The 16,617-nt window shown below is 63.9% G+C and carries 16 protein-coding genes; 9 read left to right on the forward strand and 7 right to left on the reverse strand.

Going from position 1 to position 16,617, the window contains the following annotated elements; genetic code table 11:
- Positions 1 to 145 precede the first annotated feature (145 nt).
- The 4 genes from AC5RWO_RS09455 to glmM all read left to right on the forward strand — a co-directional run bounded on the left by AC5RWO_RS09455 (position 146) and on the right by glmM (position 4,125).
- A complete protein-coding gene (locus AC5RWO_RS09455) occupies positions 146 to 1,231 on the forward strand; it encodes an inositol-3-phosphate synthase (protein ID WP_498731131.1) in 1,086 nt (361 codons plus the stop codon).
- 389 nt (positions 1,232 to 1,620) lie between these two features.
- Entirely contained in the window at positions 1,621 to 2,064 is a 444-nt protein-coding gene (rplM, locus tag AC5RWO_RS09460; RefSeq protein ID WP_074701333.1) for a 50S ribosomal protein L13, read from the forward strand.
- A gap of 39 nt (positions 2,065 to 2,103) precedes the next feature.
- Positions 2,104 to 2,604 (forward strand): 30S ribosomal protein S9, encoded by a 501-nt coding sequence (gene rpsI / locus AC5RWO_RS09465; RefSeq protein WP_498731132.1) that lies wholly within the window; start codon positions 2,104 to 2,106, stop codon positions 2,602 to 2,604.
- Positions 2,605 to 2,757: 153 nt separating this feature from the next.
- Entirely contained in the window at positions 2,758 to 4,125 is a 1,368-nt protein-coding gene (gene glmM / locus AC5RWO_RS09470) for a phosphoglucosamine mutase (protein WP_498731133.1), read from the forward strand.
- A gap of 18 nt (positions 4,126 to 4,143) precedes the next feature.
- On the opposite strand, the gene AC5RWO_RS09475 is transcribed toward glmM, so the two are convergent.
- Positions 4,144 to 5,136, reverse strand: coding sequence for an SMP-30/gluconolactonase/LRE family protein (locus tag AC5RWO_RS09475; protein ID WP_498731134.1), 993 nt, complete (start codon positions 5,134 to 5,136; stop codon positions 4,144 to 4,146).
- Between the two features lie 163 nt (positions 5,137 to 5,299).
- Here AC5RWO_RS09475 and AC5RWO_RS09480 point away from each other — a divergent pair, with 163 nt between their 5' ends.
- Entirely contained in the window at positions 5,300 to 6,379 is a 1,080-nt protein-coding gene (locus tag AC5RWO_RS09480; protein WP_498731135.1) for a cation:dicarboxylate symporter family transporter, read from the forward strand.
- A 138-nt stretch (positions 6,380 to 6,517) separates the two neighbouring features.
- Here AC5RWO_RS09480 and mscL read toward each other — a convergent pair whose 3' ends face one another.
- From mscL to coaA, 3 genes are all read right to left on the reverse strand, one after another.
- Complete coding sequence (gene mscL / locus AC5RWO_RS09485; protein ID WP_498731136.1) at positions 6,518 to 6,898, reverse strand: large conductance mechanosensitive channel protein MscL; 381 nt, start codon at positions 6,896 to 6,898, stop codon at positions 6,518 to 6,520.
- A 65-nt stretch (positions 6,899 to 6,963) separates the two neighbouring features.
- Positions 6,964 to 7,854 carry a M15 family metallopeptidase gene (locus tag AC5RWO_RS09490; protein WP_498731137.1) on the reverse strand — a complete coding sequence of 297 codons (891 nt, stop codon included), beginning with the start codon at positions 7,852 to 7,854 and terminating at the stop codon, positions 6,964 to 6,966.
- A 1-nt stretch (position 7,855) separates the two neighbouring features.
- Positions 7,856 to 8,833, reverse strand: coding sequence for a type I pantothenate kinase (gene coaA / locus AC5RWO_RS09495; protein ID WP_498731138.1), 978 nt, complete (start codon positions 8,831 to 8,833; stop codon positions 7,856 to 7,858).
- 147 nt (positions 8,834 to 8,980) lie between these two features.
- On the opposite strand from coaA, the gene glmS reads away from it, so the two are divergent.
- Together glmS and AC5RWO_RS09505 are read left to right on the forward strand one after the other, a co-directional pair.
- Positions 8,981 to 10,903 (forward strand): glutamine--fructose-6-phosphate transaminase (isomerizing), encoded by a 1,923-nt coding sequence (gene glmS / locus AC5RWO_RS09500; protein WP_498731139.1) that lies wholly within the window; start codon positions 8,981 to 8,983, stop codon positions 10,901 to 10,903.
- Between the two features lie 110 nt (positions 10,904 to 11,013).
- Positions 11,014 to 11,364, forward strand: coding sequence for a holo-ACP synthase (locus AC5RWO_RS09505; RefSeq protein ID WP_498731140.1), 351 nt, complete (start codon positions 11,014 to 11,016; stop codon positions 11,362 to 11,364).
- Between the two features lie 135 nt (positions 11,365 to 11,499).
- Here the strand turns inward: AC5RWO_RS09505 and AC5RWO_RS09510 are convergent, their stop codons facing one another.
- From AC5RWO_RS09510 to AC5RWO_RS09520, 3 genes are all read right to left on the reverse strand, one after another.
- Positions 11,500 to 12,561 (reverse strand): CHAT domain-containing protein, encoded by a 1,062-nt coding sequence (locus AC5RWO_RS09510; RefSeq protein WP_498731141.1) that lies wholly within the window; start codon positions 12,559 to 12,561, stop codon positions 11,500 to 11,502.
- Positions 12,562 to 12,704: 143 nt separating this feature from the next.
- The gene (locus AC5RWO_RS09515; RefSeq protein ID WP_498731142.1) at positions 12,705 to 13,373 is read right to left on the reverse strand and encodes a response regulator transcription factor; all 669 of its coding nucleotides are present in this window, start codon (positions 13,371 to 13,373) and stop codon (positions 12,705 to 12,707) included.
- Positions 13,370 to 14,536 (reverse strand): sensor histidine kinase, encoded by a 1,167-nt coding sequence (locus tag AC5RWO_RS09520; protein WP_498731143.1) that lies wholly within the window; start codon positions 14,534 to 14,536, stop codon positions 13,370 to 13,372. Before AC5RWO_RS09520 ends, AC5RWO_RS09515 begins: the two co-directional genes overlap by 4 nt.
- A gap of 145 nt (positions 14,537 to 14,681) precedes the next feature.
- Here AC5RWO_RS09520 and AC5RWO_RS09525 point away from each other — a divergent pair, with 145 nt between their 5' ends.
- Positions 14,682 to 15,107, forward strand: a complete 426-nt coding sequence (locus AC5RWO_RS09525) for a hypothetical protein (RefSeq protein ID WP_498731144.1) — start codon at positions 14,682 to 14,684, stop codon at positions 15,105 to 15,107.
- The gene (locus AC5RWO_RS09530) at positions 15,104 to 16,606 is read left to right on the forward strand and encodes a multicopper oxidase family protein (protein ID WP_498731145.1); all 1,503 of its coding nucleotides are present in this window, start codon (positions 15,104 to 15,106) and stop codon (positions 16,604 to 16,606) included. Before AC5RWO_RS09525 ends, AC5RWO_RS09530 begins: the two co-directional genes overlap by 4 nt.
- Positions 16,607 to 16,617: the final 11 nt, after the last annotated feature.

Consider the following 16,617-nt stretch of genomic DNA (forward strand, 5'->3'; position numbering starts at 1 on the left):
CCGGCAGCCAAGTAGTTCCGGCCAACGATAGCCGCGCTCACAGGCACGGAGATTGTGCACGAGTGCACTGTTTTCGTGCCGCTAGAATGGACAGGCCGCTTCCACCGGACGCGGCCCCAATCGCAGTGTTTGTCAAAGGAGAACCGTGGCAGAGAACCCCATCAGGGTCGCGATCGTTGGCGTTGGTAACTGTGCGGCCTCGCTGGTGCAGGGCGTCCAGTACTACCGGGACGCGGATCCGGATTCGACCATTCCCGGCCTGATGCATGTGCAGTTCGGCAAGTACCACGTGAACGACGTCGAGTTCGTTGCCGCGTTTGATGTGGACAGCAAGAAGGTCGGGCTGGACCTCGCGGACGCCATCGGCGCCAGCGAGAACAACACGATCAAGATCGCCGATGTCCCGGCCACGGGCGTGACGGTGCAGCGCGGCCACACCCTGGACGGCCTGGGCAAGTACTACCGCGAAACCATCGTCGAGGCCCCGGACGAGCCCGTGGACATCGTGGCCGAGCTGCGCGCCGCGAAAGTCGATGTGATGGTCTGCTACCTGCCGGTCGGCTCCGAAGCCGCGGCGAAGTTCTACGCCCAGTGCGCGATCGACGCCGGCGTGGCCTTCGTCAACGCGCTGCCGGTGTTCATTGCGGGCACCAAGGAGTGGGCGGATAAGTTCACCGCCGCCGGTGTCCCGATTGTCGGCGATGACATCAAGAGCCAGATCGGCGCCACGATCACGCACCGGGTGATGGCGAAGCTGTTCGAGGACCGCGGCGTGACCCTGGACCGGACGTACCAGCTGAACGTCGGCGGCAACATGGACTTCAAGAACATGCTCGAGCGGGACCGGCTGGAGTCGAAGAAGATCTCCAAGACCCAGGCCGTGACCTCCAACGTCGAAGCGAAGCTGCATGCCGACGACGTGCACATCGGCCCGTCCGACTACGTGGCCTGGCTTGATGACCGCAAGTGGGCGTTCGTCCGGCTCGAGGGCCGCAACTTCGGCGACGCCCCGGTGTCGCTGGAATACAAGCTCGAGGTCTGGGACTCGCCGAACTCCGCCGGCGTGATCATCGACGCCGTGCGCGCGGCGAAAATCGCCCTGGACCGCGGGGTCGGCGGACCGATCCTGTCGGCGTCGAGCTACTTCATGAAGTCCCCGCCCGAGCAGTACAACGACGACATCGCCCGCGACAAGGTCGAAGCCTTCATCCGCGGCGACGTCGAACGCTAAAATCCACGCACTCAGTACCCAAAGCGTCCGCAGTTTTGGTTCGAATACGGCCGGTTCCGGCCCCATTCCGACCATAACTGCGGACGCGTTTGTGTTCCCCCGACGGCTGTATCCAGGGACCCAGTGGAACAACACGCAGGTCCTTTTGACCTGATCCACCCAACACGGTAACCTTGGTAGTCGTTGTGCGTGTCCAACCTCGATACGTCTATGTCCGTGAGACGGCTCAGTTGCAGAGTCACCTGGTCCATGGAAATAGCCGAGATTCTCTGGACCACTGGTTACATTTCAGTCCTCACCTGAAGTTCCGGTAGCGCATAGATGAACTTGCGTGCGTGTCCGTTACGGATGCGCCGCTACCCTGAGAACAACAAACGAAGGCAAAAACCGTGCGTACGTACACCCCGAAGCCCGGCGATATCAACCGCCAGTGGCACGTCATTGACGCCACCGACGTTGTCCTGGGTCGTCTTGCCAGCCAGACCGCAACACTGCTGCGCGGAAAGCACAAGCCGACCTTTGCTCCGCATATGGACATGGGCGATTTCGTCATCATCATCAACGCTGAGAAGGTTGCCCTGACCGGCGCCAAGCTCGAACAGAAGCGTGCCTACCGCCACTCCGGTTACCCGGGTGGCCTGTCCTCCGTCAACTACGCCGAACTGCTGGAGAAGAACCCGGTTCGCGCAGTCGAGAAGGCAATCCGCGGCATGCTGCCCAAGAACTCCCTGGCTGCCCAGCAGTTGGGCAAGTTGAAGGTCTACGCAGGTGCCGAGCACCCGCACGCTGCCCAGCAGCCGAAGACCTTCGAAATCACCCAGGTCGCCCAGTAGTCCTGGCCACCAAACTAAAGAATTTATTCAAGGAGAATCGTGGCTCAGAATACTGAAGAGCTGAACACCGCTGGCGAGAACCTCACCAGCTACACCTCGGAAAGCGGCACTGAAGCAACGCAGGCCGTTGCCAAGGAGCGCCCGGCCCTGACCGTCCCCGGTTCCGCCGTTGGCCGCCGCAAGGAAGCTGTTGCCCGCGTGCGCATCGTTCCGGGTTCCGGCAAGTGGACCATCAACGGCCGCGAACTGGCCAACTACTTCCCGAACAAGCTGCACCAGCAGGAAGTCAATGATCCGTTCAAGCTGCTTGAACTGGATGACGCTTACGACGTTTTCGCACGCATCAACGGCGGCGGCCCTTCCGGCCAGGCCGGTGCGCTTCGCCTGGGCATCGCCCGCGCGCTGAACGAGATCGACCGCGAGAACAACCGTCCGGCCCTGAAGAAGGCCGGCTTCCTGACCCGCGACGCCCGTATCATCGAGCGTAAGAAGGCTGGTCTGAAGAAGGCCCGTAAGGCACCGCAGTACTCGAAGCGCTAAATCTGCGCTTTCCGGAACCAGCGCTACAGGCGTTACCCGGACTGCTTCAGGACCCCGCCCAGTGCAATCCACTGGGCGGGGTTCTGGCGTTAACATGGGCTTTGGGAGCAACATGTCATGCTGCTCTGTTTCCCTCCCGTAAAATGGTCTCCTGTGTCTAGATTATTTGGTACCGACGGTGTCCGCGGATTGGCCAACGGACTGATCACTGCAGAACTGGCGATGGAAGTTTCCCAGGCCGCTGCAGTAGTCCTTGGCCACCGGCAGGTTCAAGACGGAAAGCGGCCCACCGCCGTCGTCGCACGGGATCCCCGTGCCAGCGGCGAGTTCATCAGCGCTGCCGTCTCCGCAGGGCTCGCCAGTGCCGGCGTGGATGTGTACGACGCCGGCGTGCTGCCCACACCCGCGGCCGCCTACCTGGTCGCGGACCTGGGCGCGGACTTCGGCGTGATGATCTCCGCCTCCCACAACCCGGCGCCTGATAACGGCATCAAGTTCTTCGCCCGCGGCGGCCACAAGCTGCCGGACGAGGTCGAAGACGCCATCGAGACCGAGATGAAGAACCCCCGGCACCGTCCCACGGGCGCCCAGGTGGGGCGTATCTCACGTTTCGCCGACGCCGAGGACCGCTACATCGTCCACCTGCTGCAGACCCTCCCGGCCCGCCTGGACGGCCTGAAAGTCGTTCTGGACTGCGCGCACGGTGCGGCCAGCGGCTGCTCCCCGCAGGTCTTCTCCGACGCCGGTGCCGAGATTGTCGTCATCGGTGCCGAGCCCGACGGCCTGAACATTAACGACGGCGTGGGCTCCACCCATTTGGAGGAGCTGCAGAAGGCCGTGGTGGCCCATGGCGCGAACCTCGGCATCGCGCACGACGGCGACGCGGACCGCTGCCTGGCGGTGGACGAGAATGGCACCGTGATCGACGGTGACCAGATCATGACCATCCTGGCCCTCGCCATGAAGGATGCCGGCAGGCTCAAGGACAACGTCCTCGTTGCCACGGTGATGAGCAACCTGGGCATGAAGCTGGCCCTGCAGGAAGCCGGCGTCCGAATTGAAGAGACCGCGGTGGGGGACCGCTACGTGCTCGAAAGCATGCGCGCCCACGGTTACTCCCTCGGCGGTGAGCAGTCCGGGCACGTGATCTTCTCCGACTACGCCACCACCGGTGACGGGGTCCTCACCGGCCTGCAGGTCGCGGCCCAGGTCGCCAAGACCGGGAAACCGCTCTCGGAACTGGCCAAGGCCATGAACCACCTGCCGCAGGTGCTGATCAACGTCAAGGACGTGGACAAGGCCGCGGTGAAGAGCAACGCCGATCTGCAGGCCGCAATCGCCGCCGCCAGTGCGGTATTGGGCGAAACCGGCCGGGTGCTGCTGCGCCCCTCGGGCACCGAACCCGTGGTCCGCGTGATGGTCGAGGCAGCAGACATGGCCACTGCCCAGAGCACGGCAGACCAGCTCGCAGCGGCGGTCAAGCAGCATCTCGGACTGCAGCAGCCGGTCGCCGCGGACTAGCGGCGGAGCAGCAGGGGATCAGTCTTCGCCGAAGGCGTCTACTATAACCACCTCATAAGTGTCGGCCGTCGGCGGGAGGCCGGTGTCGAACTTGGCGTTGACCACGGCGAGATCATCCCCGATGAGTGCCGCCGTCGTCGGTGTTTGGAAGAGTTCGTCGGTGATGACTTCCTTTACTTCACCGCGGCGCAGGTCATCGGAGACTTTGATCCGGCTCACCTGGTTGATCATGTTCTGAACGGCCCACACATTGCGGCCGTCGATGACGATGCCGTCCACATGGGGCAGGTCCAGATTGCTTATGAGCCGGCTTTCCCCGCTCCGGGCGTTCACCGTAAAGAGCGATGCCTTGGCCGAATGGGCGACCACCAGCGTGCGGCCGTCGTCGGCTACGGCAATCCCGTTGAGATTGAAGTCTCCGGGCGTCTCGCTGGCCGGCCCTTTCAAGTCCAGTGTTCTGGCTTTCCCAAGGTCGCCGTCGTGGCGGTCGATGGGTACGAAGTACAGCTCGCCCTGAAGCGAGTTGGTGAACCACGCACCGCGTCGGGTCAGCGTGACGTCATTGATGAACGCTGTGCCCGCCTTGGCCAGCTGGTACTTGGCCACGGTTTCGCCCGTGTCCGTGTCGTAGAAGTAGGCCTGGCCGGTATCGCCGCCGGCAACGGCGAGCAGATCATGCCGTTTGCTGTAGTCCATGCCCACTGCCTTGCGGCCGTCCGGAGCGTCGATGATCTCCTCGGCGGTTCCGCTGCGCAGGCTGCCGCGGTAGATGTCTCCCTCGAAGAGGTCACCCGCATAGAAGGAGCTGCCCCTTCCGGCGGTGATGCCCTCGGCCGAGGAGGCGTCGGGAAGTTCGATGCTGTCCGGCGGATTGTCCGGACGATCATGATAGTCGGGGTGGGCCGAGACGGGGCCGGCCGAGGCGATCAAGGCGGCTATGCCGAGAAGTCCTGCGGCGGTCTTGCCGAGCCGTGCGCGCCGGGAGGTAATCGGGGCTGGGTTGTTGTGCATGGGTGTCTCCGTGCGGAAAGAAGTCCGGGAGTCACCGGAGCGGGCTCCCAGTGTCTTCTCCAATGCTACGCGGGAACGAATGCTTTGGACCCTTGAAGCTGGCCCTTTTCTATGGTGCTGGAACATGGCCGGTGGGACAGTTATTACATCTGCAGGACCAGCGGTGACAAAGGAGAAAGCCGCAGCCACGGTGGGCAATATCATCCAGCCGGGAGCCGGACTGGACATCGGCGCTACCGAGTTCGAAGCGGGTGGCGAGGAAGAGACCGGCGGGACAGTGGATTTTCTGCTGAGCATCATTCCAACCACGCTGTTCTCCGCGCTTACTTTCGGCAGCATCCTGCAGACGCTGTTCGTCGCGCTGCTGGTGGGCTTTGCCCTGCAGGAAATGGGTCCCAGCGGTGTGCCGATCCTGCGGGGGATCGGCTACCTGCAGACCCTTGTCTTCCGTATCCTCGTCATGATCATGTGGCTTGCCCCGATCGGCGCCTTCGGTGCCATTGCCGCCGTCGTCGGTGAAACAGGGCTGGACGCGATCATCAGCCTGGGCACCCTGATGATCGCCTTCTACATCACCTGCGCTCTCTTCATCGTCGTTATTCTCGGCGGCCTGCTGAAGCTGGTGACGGGAATCAATATCTTCAAACTCATGCGGTACCTGGCACGGGAGTACCTGCTGATCGTGTCCACCTCGTCCTCCGAGGTTGCCCTGCCGCGGCTGATCGCGAAGATGGAACATCTGGGCGTGGCCAAACCGGTGGTCGGTGTCACCGTGCCCACCGGATACTCCTTCAACCTGGACGGGACGGCGATCTACCTGACCATGGCTGCCCTGTTTGTCGCCGAGGCGTTGGGTACGCCCCTCCAGCTGGGGGAGCAGATCTCGCTGCTGGTCTTTATGATCATTGCCTCGAAGGGGGCCGCGGGTGTCACCGGCGCCGGGCTCGCAACCTTGGCCGGCGGCCTGCAGTCCCACCGGCCGGACTTGGTGGAGGGCGTAGGCCTGATTGTGGGCATCGACAGGTTCATGTCGGAGGCACGCGCCTTGACCAACTTCACCGGAAACGCGGTGGCCACCGTCCTGATCGGCAAATGGACCCAGAAAATGGACCCGGAGCAGGTGGACAGGGTGCTGGCCGGTGACGATCCCTTCGATGAAACCACTATGGACGAGGACCACGGGTACACCGGGACGGAACCGGTTGGTACACCGGGACATCCTTACAAGGCACATGCCCACTGAGACCGCCGGCTGGATCGGCAACAACCCCGCTAAGACCGCAAACGGAAGCGCCCCCAACCGAGAGGATGGGGACGCTTCGCTGGATCCGCCGGCAGGATTATCTTGGTTGAGCCGGACGGTGGGCGGATAAGAAGATTCCTACTGGCGGGCGCGCAGGGAATCGCGGATTTCGGTCAGTAGCACGACCTGCGGATCCGCTTCTTCCTCTGCCGGGGTGATGCCGAGGCGGCGGTTGCGGCGTTCAATCATGTGGTTCATGGGAACAACGACGACGAAGTAGATGGCGGCGGCGACGAGCAGGAAGTTGATGACTACGGTCAGGAAGGCGCCGAACTTGACCGCGCCGAAGACCAGGAAGTTGCTGAAGTCGGGGGTTCCGACCAGCATCGAGATCAGCGGCATGAGGACATCTCCGACGAGGGAGTTGACGACAGCGGCAAAAGCGGTGCCGATGACCACTGCGACGGCAAGGTCAATGACGTTGCCCTTCATGATGAATTCCTTGAATCCTTGTAACATGCGCCCCAATGTACCGCTTGTCGTACTGAATGCAATGGATACTTGGCGGCTTGTAGGGAAACAGCTCAAAGATAATCGGGTGCTGCGGGCAATCCGTAGTAGGTCTCCAAGGCCTTCACACCGCTGTTGTACATGTCGGCCGCGTCGGATTTGCCGATGAAACGCAGGTGCCATGGCTCGGGCGAATATCCCGTAACGTCTTCCTGTCCCGGCTGGTAGCGGACCACAAAACCGAAGCGGTGGGCGTTCTGCGCGGCCCAGCTGCCGGCGGCGGTGTCCGCGAAGCAGGCGCTGAGGTTGCAGGCGCCGCTGCTGTCACCGATGTCCAAGGCGAGGCCGGTCTGGTGTTCCGAGTAGCCCGGGCGCGCCGAGACCTCGTCGGCCCCGGCCTTGCCGTTGACGTTGACCCAGTGCTGGTAAGTGGAGACCTGCGTGTCGTAGGAACGGAAGCCGCTCACGATGGTCATGCCGACGCCCTGCACAGCGGCAGCGGCGAACATTTCCTCGGCGGCAGTGGCCGCGGCCGCGCGTAACTGCGCGCCGGCGCCGCCCGGGCCGGTGGTTACGTTGGGGGAGCGGAGGTCTGCCGGGTAGTAATCCATCGGTTCCAGCGGCCGGGCTTTATTAACAACGACGTCGATGCTCGCCGGATCGTCGTGGCCTTCCGCGCCGGGCTGGTCGGCTTGCTGGTCCGGCTCCTCCGGCTGTTCGGGCCGGCTGGTCTCCTCCGGCTCTGCAGGGGCCCGGGGCTCGTCCGTCTCGGGCACGTTGGTTTCTCCCGGTTCCGGGGCTGCCGTTCCCTCGTCGCGCGCCCCCGAAGGTGAGGGTGACGACGTAACTGCGGATGACGCCGTCGTACCTTGGTTGGAACGTTCAGGGGAGGGCCCGGCGCAGCCTGCAAGCACGGCCACCACCGCGGCGATGGCCATTGTCCTGATGACAGTCCTGCTGTTCATCTCAGGTCTTCCGCAGCAGCATCCGGCGGACCGAGTGGTCCGCGTCCTTGGTGAGCACCAGCTGTGCCCGGCCCCGGGTGGGAAGCACGTTCTGCTCCAGATTCGGCTCGTTGATGCGGTGCCAGATGCTCAGCGCCGTTTCCACGGCTTCCTCGTCCGTCAGCGAGGCGTAGCGGTGGAAGTACGATTCCGGATTGGCGAACGCGGAGGTGCGCAGCTTCTGGAACCGGTTGACATACCACTGTTCAATATACGAGGTCTTGGCGTCCACATAAATGGAAAAGTCGAAGAAATCGCTCAGCGCCAGGCCAGAGCGGCCGTCCGCGCGGGGCCGGGCCGGCTGCAGCACGTTCAGCCCCTCGACGATCAGCACGTCGGGACGGCGGACCACAATTTCCTTGCCCGGGACAATGTTGTAGGTCAGGTGCGAGTACCAGGGGGCCCGGACTTCCTCGGCGCCGGACTTGACCTCGCTGACAAAGCGCAACAAGGCGCGGCGGTTGTAGGACTCAGGGAAGCCCTTGCGGTCCATCAGGCCGCGGCGCTCCAGCTCCTCGTTGGGGTAGAGGAAACCGTCCGTGGTGATCAACTCGACGTTCGGCGTGCCCTCCCAGCGCCGGAGCATCTCGCGCAGCACTCGGGCGGTGGTGGATTTACCGACGGCGACCGAACCGGCGACGCCGATGACGAAGGGAGTGCGGCGGGTCTGTTCGCCCAGGAAGGTGGTGGTGGCTTTATGGAGCTCGCCGGCTGCTCCCACGTAGAGGTTCAGCAGCCGGGACAGCGGGAGGTAGACCTCGCGGACCTCGTCCATGTTCAGTTGTTCGCCCAGACCGCGCAGCCGCTCGATGTCTTCCTGATTGAGGGGCTGTTCAATCTCGTTGGAAAGCCGGGACCATGTTTGCCGGTCCAGCTCGACAAAAGGTGTGACGTTACTCTCACCATTGGACGACGCCGTCTTCGGTGTCTCTTCACTCACTTAACGAATTGTGCCTGTTGGGCGGCACATTACCCAAAATCAAGACGACGTATACCCCGCGGCCGGAATATGGTGCTAGCTGGTGGTGCCGCGTTTCATGCCCGCCCGGTGCGACTCTCCGGCGGTGGGGCAGGTACGCTTTATGGCATGTGTGGAATCGTAGGTTATGTAGGCCGCCGCGACTTGCCGGCCGGAAGCAGCAATGCTGATCTTGCTCCTGGAATTGACAGCCACAGTGCCCTCGACGTGGTGCTGGAAGGACTGCGGCGCCTGGAGTACCGCGGGTATGACTCTGCCGGCGTTGCCGTTATTGCCGACGGCGGGATTGAGTCCCGCAAGAAGTCCGGCAAGCTGAGCAACCTGGTCACCGAACTGGAGGAGCGTCCGCTGCCTGTGTCGCTGACCGGCATTGGCCACACCCGCTGGGCAACGCACGGCGGGCCGACCGACCAGAACGCCCACCCGCACCTGGCCGACGACGGCAAGCTCGCCGTCATCCACAACGGCATCATCGAAAACTTCGCCGAAGTCAAGGGATCGCTGCTGGCCAAGGGCCACACCTTCCTGTCCGAAACCGACACCGAGGTAGCCGCCGTATTGCTCGGCGACATCTACCGTTCGCTGGTCAAGGCCAGCGGCGGCCAGGCCGTCCTGGCCGAGGCCATGCAGCAGGCCTGCCAGAAGCTCGAAGGCGCGTTCACGCTGCTGGCCATCCACGCGGATGAGCCCGACGTCGTCGTCGCCGCCCGCCGCAACTCGCCGCTGGTAGTCGGCCTGGGCGAGAACGAGAACTTCCTCGGCTCCGACGTGTCCGGCTTCATCGACTTCACCCGCCGTGCGGTGGAGCTGGGCCAGGACCAGATTGTCACCATCACCCCGGACAGCTTCGAGATCACCGACTTCTTCGGCAAGCCGGCCGAAGGCACCGAGTTCCACGTGGACTGGGACGCTGCCGCCGCGGAAAAGGGCGGCTTCCCCTCCTTCATGGAGAAGGAAATCAACGACCAGCCCGAGGCTGTGGGCCAGACCCTGCTGGGCCGCTCCGACGCCGATGGCCGGCTCACGCTGGATGAGGTCCGGATCGACCCGGCGGAACTGAAGAACGTCAACAAGATCATCGTGCTCGCCTGCGGTACCTCCGCGTACGCCGGGCAGGTGGCCAAGTACGCCATCGAGCACTGGGTCCGGATCCCCACCGAGGTGGAGCTCAGCCACGAGTTCCGCTACCGCGACCCGATTGTGGACGAGCGCACCCTGATCGTCTCGATGTCCCAGTCCGGCGAGACCATGGACACCCTGATGGCCGTGCGCTACGCCAAGGAACAGGGCGCCAAGACCCTGGCGATCTGCAACACCAACGGCTCCACTATCCCGCGTGAATCCGACGCCGTGCTCTACACGCACGCCGGCCCGGAGATCGCCGTCGCCTCCACCAAGGCGTTCCTCGCACAGATCACCGCCGCTTACCTGCTGGGCCTGTACCTGGCGCAGCTGCGCGGCATCAAGTTCCAGGGCGAGATCAAGGACATCCTCTCCGACCTGGCCGCCATCCCGGCGAAGATCCAGTCCGTCCTGGACAACGCGGACCAGATCAAGAAGCTGGCCCGCGAAATGTCCGAGACCCGCTCCGTGCTGTTCCTGGGCCGCCACGTCGGCTTCCCGGTCGCCATGGAAGGGGCGCTGAAGCTCAAGGAACTGGCCTACATCCACGCCGAAGGCTTCGCTGCCGGCGAGCTCAAGCACGGCCCGATCGCGCTGATTGAGGAAGGCCAGCCGGTCTTCGTCGTCGTGCCCTCGCCGCGCGGACGCCACTCGCTGCACTCCAAGGTTGTCTCCAACATCCAGGAGATCCGCGCCCGCGGAGCCAAGACCATCGTCATCGCCGAAGAGGGCGACGAAGCGGTCAAGGCCTACGCCGAGCACGTCTTCTACATCCCGGAGACCCCGACCCTGCTCGCACCGCTGCTGGCCACCGTGCCGCTGCAGATCTTCGCGTGCGAACTGGCCAACGCCAAGGGCTACGACGTGGACCAGCCGCGCAACCTGGCCAAGAGCGTCACCGTCGAGTAGAGGCTTTAGGCCATAACTGACGTAGACAGTAGCTGTCCGATGGGATCTCCCAACGGGCAGCTATTGTTCATTCAAGGCCTGAGCGGCCGCTGTGTGGATAGGTATGAAACATGATCGTGGGAATCGGCGTTGATGTTGTGGAGGTGTCGCGCTTCCGGAAACAGCTGGAGCGGACGCCAGGACTGGTGGACCGGCTGTTCACGCCCGCCGAGCGGGTCCTGAATACTCGCTCTCTGGCAGCGCGCTTCGCCGCCAAGGAAGCGATTGCCAAAGCCCTCGGGGCACCCGCAGGGATGAACTGGCAGGACTGCACTATATGCATTGACGGCGGCGGAGACCCGTATCCGGAGTTTACCGGCACCGTTGCGGCTGCATCCGAGGCGAAGGGCGTGAAGTTCTGGCATCTGTCTATGAGCCACGACGGCGATTTGGCCACTGCGATGGTCGTCGCCGAGAGGTAGCTGAGCTTCGCACCTGCTCGGCCCTCCTGGAAGGTGCGGTGGTTGCCGGAATCATTGAACTCTGAATTTGCGTGGGAAGATCGGGCGTCTGGAGGGGCAACTCGACCAGCGCCTTATGAATCGTCCGTGTCTTTCTCACTCTGCCGGTCTCACAAGGAGAGTCATTGAGGGGTCGACATCATCCGCCCAAACGAGAGTCGGCAGATCTGCACCTGCTAGCCCCGCAAGCTGAAGGGCCGCCTGACCCGAGAGATGAGCGGAGCTGACTGACTGACCGTTAGCCACTGCCGCGTAGAACTGCGCCGCATAGGTGATGGCGTCTCCATCTTCGATCTCGTCAGCCATGCCGATTGCGAATGGAGCAACGTTTTCCACAAGGTCGTCAATCTGAACGGCTGAGTTGCAGGAGTTCAGGAGCACGAGTAGCGGTGGATCATCCGTGGCCTTGACGGCAGAGGCGAATGCCCGAGCTGTAACAATGACGCCTTCGTGTTGCCCGTCGAGTTCATCTTCAAACACGATCAAGTCGTCATTGCTGTGGCCAGAGAAATGCACGACGTGCGGACGAAACCTCGTTATGCCGTCGAGCAGGTCGGCCGTTGTCGCCGCCGGGCGTACATCCAACTCCACGAGATCCCGGTGGAGGGCACTTTCGACGGCTGCACGAATACGTTTCTGCTCTCGCCCTACTCTAAGGTCGCCTTCAGACGCCGCCCCAAGGATCAGGATTCTTAATCTTTCCGGTTTTGGCGCCCGTAGCTCCCGTACCGCTCCACTTACCACCAATTCCGTTCGCTCTAACCGCCGTTGGATGGCGGCGGAAGCAGCCGCGGTATGTCGATTCACCTGAATCTGTTCACGTTTGCGGCGACGTTCCGCGGCATCGGCCTCGGATTTCTCCGCCTTGACGATCTTGGCTTGCAAGCTAAGCTCTTCTTTTGCGTAACCGTTTGCCCGGTCCTGCAATCGATTTGCTTCTTGGCCTGCTCGTGACGCTTCGTTCTCATGTCGCTCGGCTTCGCGCCGCTTGTTTTGAGCAGCGGAGGCGCTCGTAGCTTTGTCTGCAGCGGCGCGTGCTTTGGATGCCGCAGTGCGCTTTGTGGTCTCCTTGTTCCGGTAGCCACCAGCTTTGTTTGCAGCTTCCGCACGTTGCTTGCTCTTGCGCTCCAACTGTCCGCGGTACTGGCTTAGACTCATTTGTTATCTCCTTTGTCACGCCGGCCGTGCTTTATATCGGCGCCTACGAATGAGCCTACAATCGAGCACTGACGTTCACTGATCAGAACGAGACGAGATCGTCCACAGGGAGGTGGGGTTCCGATACGTTCAGAACTCGCCCGTTAGGTTTGGCCGGACCCCGGCGAGACCAGGCCTGTTTCGTAGGCCAGGACGACCAGTTGGGCGCGGTCGCGGGCATGTAGTTTCGCGAGCAGGCGGCTCACATAGGTCCGGGCGGTGGCGGGGCTGATGAAGAGCTGCTGCGCAAGCTCGTCGTTGGACAGGCCGCGGCCAATCTGGGTGAGGACTTCGCGCTCGCGGTCCGTCAGGTTCTGCAAGGGCCGGTGGTCGACCTTCAGTGCAGCACCGCTGGCCAGGGACTGCATAACCTTGCGGGTGATCGACGGCGAGAGCAGCGACTCGCCCTCGGCGACCACCCGGATGGCGTGGCGGAGCTCGGTGGGTGAAATGTCCTTGAGCAGGTAGCCGGCGGCGCCGATCCGGATGGCCTCGAAGACGTTCTCGTCCTCGTCGAACGTGGTCAGGATCAGGACACGGACGCCGGCCAGGGCCTCATCGGCGATGATCTTCGACGTCGCTTCCAGGCCGTCCATGACCGGCATCCGGATGTCCATCAGGACCACGTCGGGCTTGTGCCGTCGGACTGCGTCCAGCCCGGTCCTGCCATTGCCCGCCTCCGCCACAGCCTCGATATCGCCATCATGCTCGGCGAGGGTGCGCAGTCCTGTGCGTACCAGTTCCTGGTCATCGACCAGCACTATCCGAATCATGGTTCCAGTTTCGCTGGTAACTGAGCGCGGACCACAAATCCGGCCGGAGTCTTCTCTGCGCTGAGGTAGCCGCCGAGCTGGGTGGCCCGCTCCCGCATACCGATCAGTCCGTGGCCGGAGGAGGCAGCTGCCTCGGATCCAGAACCGTCGTCTGCTATTTCGAGCCGCAGCACACCGTCCTCCACGCCGGCCGTTACCCTCACGCTGGAGGCATGGGCGTGCCGGATCACGTTGGTCAGCGACTCCTGGACGATCCGGTAGGCCGCCGCATCGATCGTGCCGGACAGCTCATCGGGAGCCACCGTGACGGAGGCATCCACCTCAAGCCCTGTTTCTCGCGCCGAGCCGAAGAGTTGCTCCACGCCGTCGAGGCCCACCGCGGTGCGGCCGTTGCCGGACTCCGGGGAGCGCAGCAGCTTGACGGTGGAGCGCAGCTCTTTCATCGTCTCCGAAGTAGCCGTGCGGATCTGTTCGATGGCGCGAGTGGCGGCGCCGTCGTCGTTCCCTATTGCTTCTGCGGCTACGTTGCTGTGGACCGAGATGACAGACATGGTGTGGCCGATGACGTCATGCAGGTCCCGGGCCATGCGCATGCGCTCGTCGTGGATGCGCTGCTCGGCTTCGCGCGCGTGCTGGGCGGCGGTGAGCAGGTTCAGACGCTCTTGCTGGGCGCGCGACTCGTGGCGCATCCGTACCGTCACGCCGAGGGCGATCGCCGCTGCAATGAGGGCGATGTTGGTGATGAGTTCGTAGCTGACCAGGTACGCCGTGGGCTGGCCTTCCTTGATGCGGAAGTAGGCGGAGACGGCGATCAGGACTGCGCCGGCGCCGGCGGCCCAGCGCGTGTGGTTTGCCTCGGCGGCGGAATAGGCGGCGGCCACGGCAGGCAGCGAGATGCCGATGGGCGGGTAACCCAGCGCGTAATAGGCGAAGATGCCGAGAATGGTCACCGCCAGGACCGTCCGCGGGAAGTGCCGCCGGGCCATCATCAATAGGCCGAAGCAGAGCGCGAACAGATACGCCGCCGGCTGGGCCCGGCCGGTGCCTTCCAGATCCGCGGCGATGACCACGGAGACTGCCAGCGCCATGCCGACCGCCAGCAGGGCATCGACCAGCCGGGGATGGGCCTCTTCGGTCCTGGCAGGTTTGTCCATGCTTGCCATCGTAGGAGCCTTGCCGCCGGGGCGCGTCCACCTGCGGCTGTATTCCATTGTCGCTTTTCAACGACACCCCGGCACACAAGTGACTACCGCAAGTGACGGCAGCGGGCCGATGTGGCCGGCCCGCCCGCTTCCTAGCGTTGAAGCCATGGAACAAACACGTAATTCTTCGCTGCACTGGCCGCTGATTCTGGGGCTGGGCGCCCTGGGCCTCATCCATCCCCTCACCCACCTGACCGGTGTCGCCGAGGCCATTGGGGCGGAGACCGTGGTCCCGGTCCTGATTCTCGCGATCGCGCTGGCCTGGATCCTGATTGTCGGACTGGGCAACGTCGGCCGCCCGGTGCTAACCCTCGTGCTGGCTGGCGTGACGTACGCGGTCTACCTGGTGGCCATCAGCGCGCTCCTGACGCCGATCCTGGCCGGCGAGCTGCAGGGCCCGCTGGCGATGCCGTTCGTTCTCCTCCCGCTGGTACTGACCAACGCGTTCTACGGGCTGGTTGCCGGCCTGCTGGCGTGGGGCGTGCAGGGTCTGCGGCGCGTGCAGGCTGGACAGGCTGGGGAGGCGCGATGAATCGGCGTTCTCCCAGACTCCTGGCGCTCGGCACCGCGGTAATGCTGGCGCTCGCCGGCTGCGGGTCAATTTCGGAAGTGACAATGCCGGCGGACTTCGACCAGCCGCTGCACATCCCGCCGTTGGCCGAATCCAGGATTGACGACGACGGCACCCGGGTTTTCGACCTGACGGCCCGGTCCGGCACTACCGACTTCTCCACTGGAGCTTCCCCCATCGCTTCCGCCACCGAAACCATGGGATTCAACGGCAGCTTCCTCGGCCCCACCCTCCGGGCCAAGCGCGGCGAGAAGGTCGCCGTGAACTTCAAGAACGAGCTGGAGCGGACCACCAGCGTCCACTGGCACGGCATTCACCTGCCCGCGGCGGTGGACGGCGGCCCGCATCAGGAGGTGGAACCGGGAGGTACCTGGCGCCCCGCATGGCGGATCGACCAGCCGGGCGCCACCCTCTGGTACCACCCGCATCCCCATGGCGAGACCGAGGACCAGGTGTACCGCGGCCTCGCCGGAATGTTCATCCTCGACGACGACGACACCGCCGCTTCCGGCCTGCCTTCCGAGTACGGGGCGGACGACATCCCGGTGATCGTGCAGGACAAGCAGTTCACCGAGGACGGCCAGCTGACCCTGCAGAATGATGGCAACGAGATCGGCTTGCTAGGCAGCACGGTCATGGTCAACGGGACCATCGGCGCGCACCACACCGTGACCACCGAGAAGGTCCGGCTCCGGCTGCTCAACGGCTCCACCGCGCGGATCTACAACTTCGGTTTCGAGGACGCCCGGCCGTTCCAGCTGGTGGCTACCGACGGCGGGCTGCTGCGCTCGCCGCTGGAGCAGCGCAACATCCAGCTCTCGCCGGGGGAGCGCGCCGAGATTGTGGTGGATATGAAACCGGGAAGCACGGCGATGCTGCGCTCCTCGGAGCCTGACCTTGGTGCCGTGGCCGCGTCGTTCGCCTTCGGTGCCAACGATTCCTTCGACGTCCTGGAGTTGCGCGCCGCCGGCGAGTTGGCGCCGTCGTCCGCTGTTTCCCCGACCCTGAGCGAATTCGGGATCGACGAATTCGATGCCTCCGTGACCCGCACTTTCGAACTCAAGGGACGCAAGATCAACGGCCGGACCATGGACATGGGCCGGATCGACGAGACCGTCACCGTCGGCGCCACCGAGGTGTGGGAGGTGCGCAACAAGAACCTGTTCCCGCACAATTTCCACATCCACGACGTGCAGTTCCAGATCCTGAGCATCGACGGCGACGCCCCGCCCGCCCGCCTGGCCGGCCGGAAGGACACGGTGTACCTGTCGCCGCAGAAGACCTACCGGCTGATCATGACCTTCGAGGACTACGCGGATCCGCAGGTGCCGTACATGTTCCACTGCCACCTGCTGCTGCATGAAGACGAGGGCATGATGGGCCAGTTCGTCGTGGTCGAGCCGGGCGACTCCGCCGGTTCAGTTCCAACCAACGACGGCGGTGCTCACCACGCGCACTAGCCCCGCCACTG

Source organism: Arthrobacter sp. B055-34 (genome assembly GCF_059090425.1).

Coding starts and splice junctions, on each gene's coding strand:
- glmS (WP_498731139.1), top strand. CDS start 8,981: ATGTGTGGAATCGTAGGTTATGTAGGCCGCCGCGACTTGCCGGCCGGA.
- AC5RWO_RS09505 (WP_498731140.1), top strand. CDS start 11,014: ATGATCGTGGGAATCGGCGTTGATGTTGTGGAGGTGTCGCGCTTCCGG.
- AC5RWO_RS09520 (WP_498731143.1), bottom strand. CDS start 14,536: ATGGCAAGCATGGACAAACCTGCCAGGACCGAAGAGGCCCATCCCCGG.
- AC5RWO_RS09515 (WP_498731142.1), bottom strand. CDS start 13,373: ATGATTCGGATAGTGCTGGTCGATGACCAGGAACTGGTACGCACAGGA.
- AC5RWO_RS09530 (WP_498731145.1), top strand. CDS start 15,104: ATGAATCGGCGTTCTCCCAGACTCCTGGCGCTCGGCACCGCGGTAATG.
- mscL (WP_498731136.1), bottom strand. CDS start 6,898: ATGTTACAAGGATTCAAGGAATTCATCATGAAGGGCAACGTCATTGAC.
- AC5RWO_RS09475 (WP_498731134.1), bottom strand. CDS start 5,136: ATGCACAACAACCCAGCCCCGATTACCTCCCGGCGCGCACGGCTCGGC.
- AC5RWO_RS09490 (WP_498731137.1), bottom strand. CDS start 7,854: ATGAACAGCAGGACTGTCATCAGGACAATGGCCATCGCCGCGGTGGTG.
- AC5RWO_RS09510 (WP_498731141.1), bottom strand. CDS start 12,561: ATGAGTCTAAGCCAGTACCGCGGACAGTTGGAGCGCAAGAGCAAGCAA.
- AC5RWO_RS09525 (WP_498731144.1), top strand. CDS start 14,682: ATGGAACAAACACGTAATTCTTCGCTGCACTGGCCGCTGATTCTGGGG.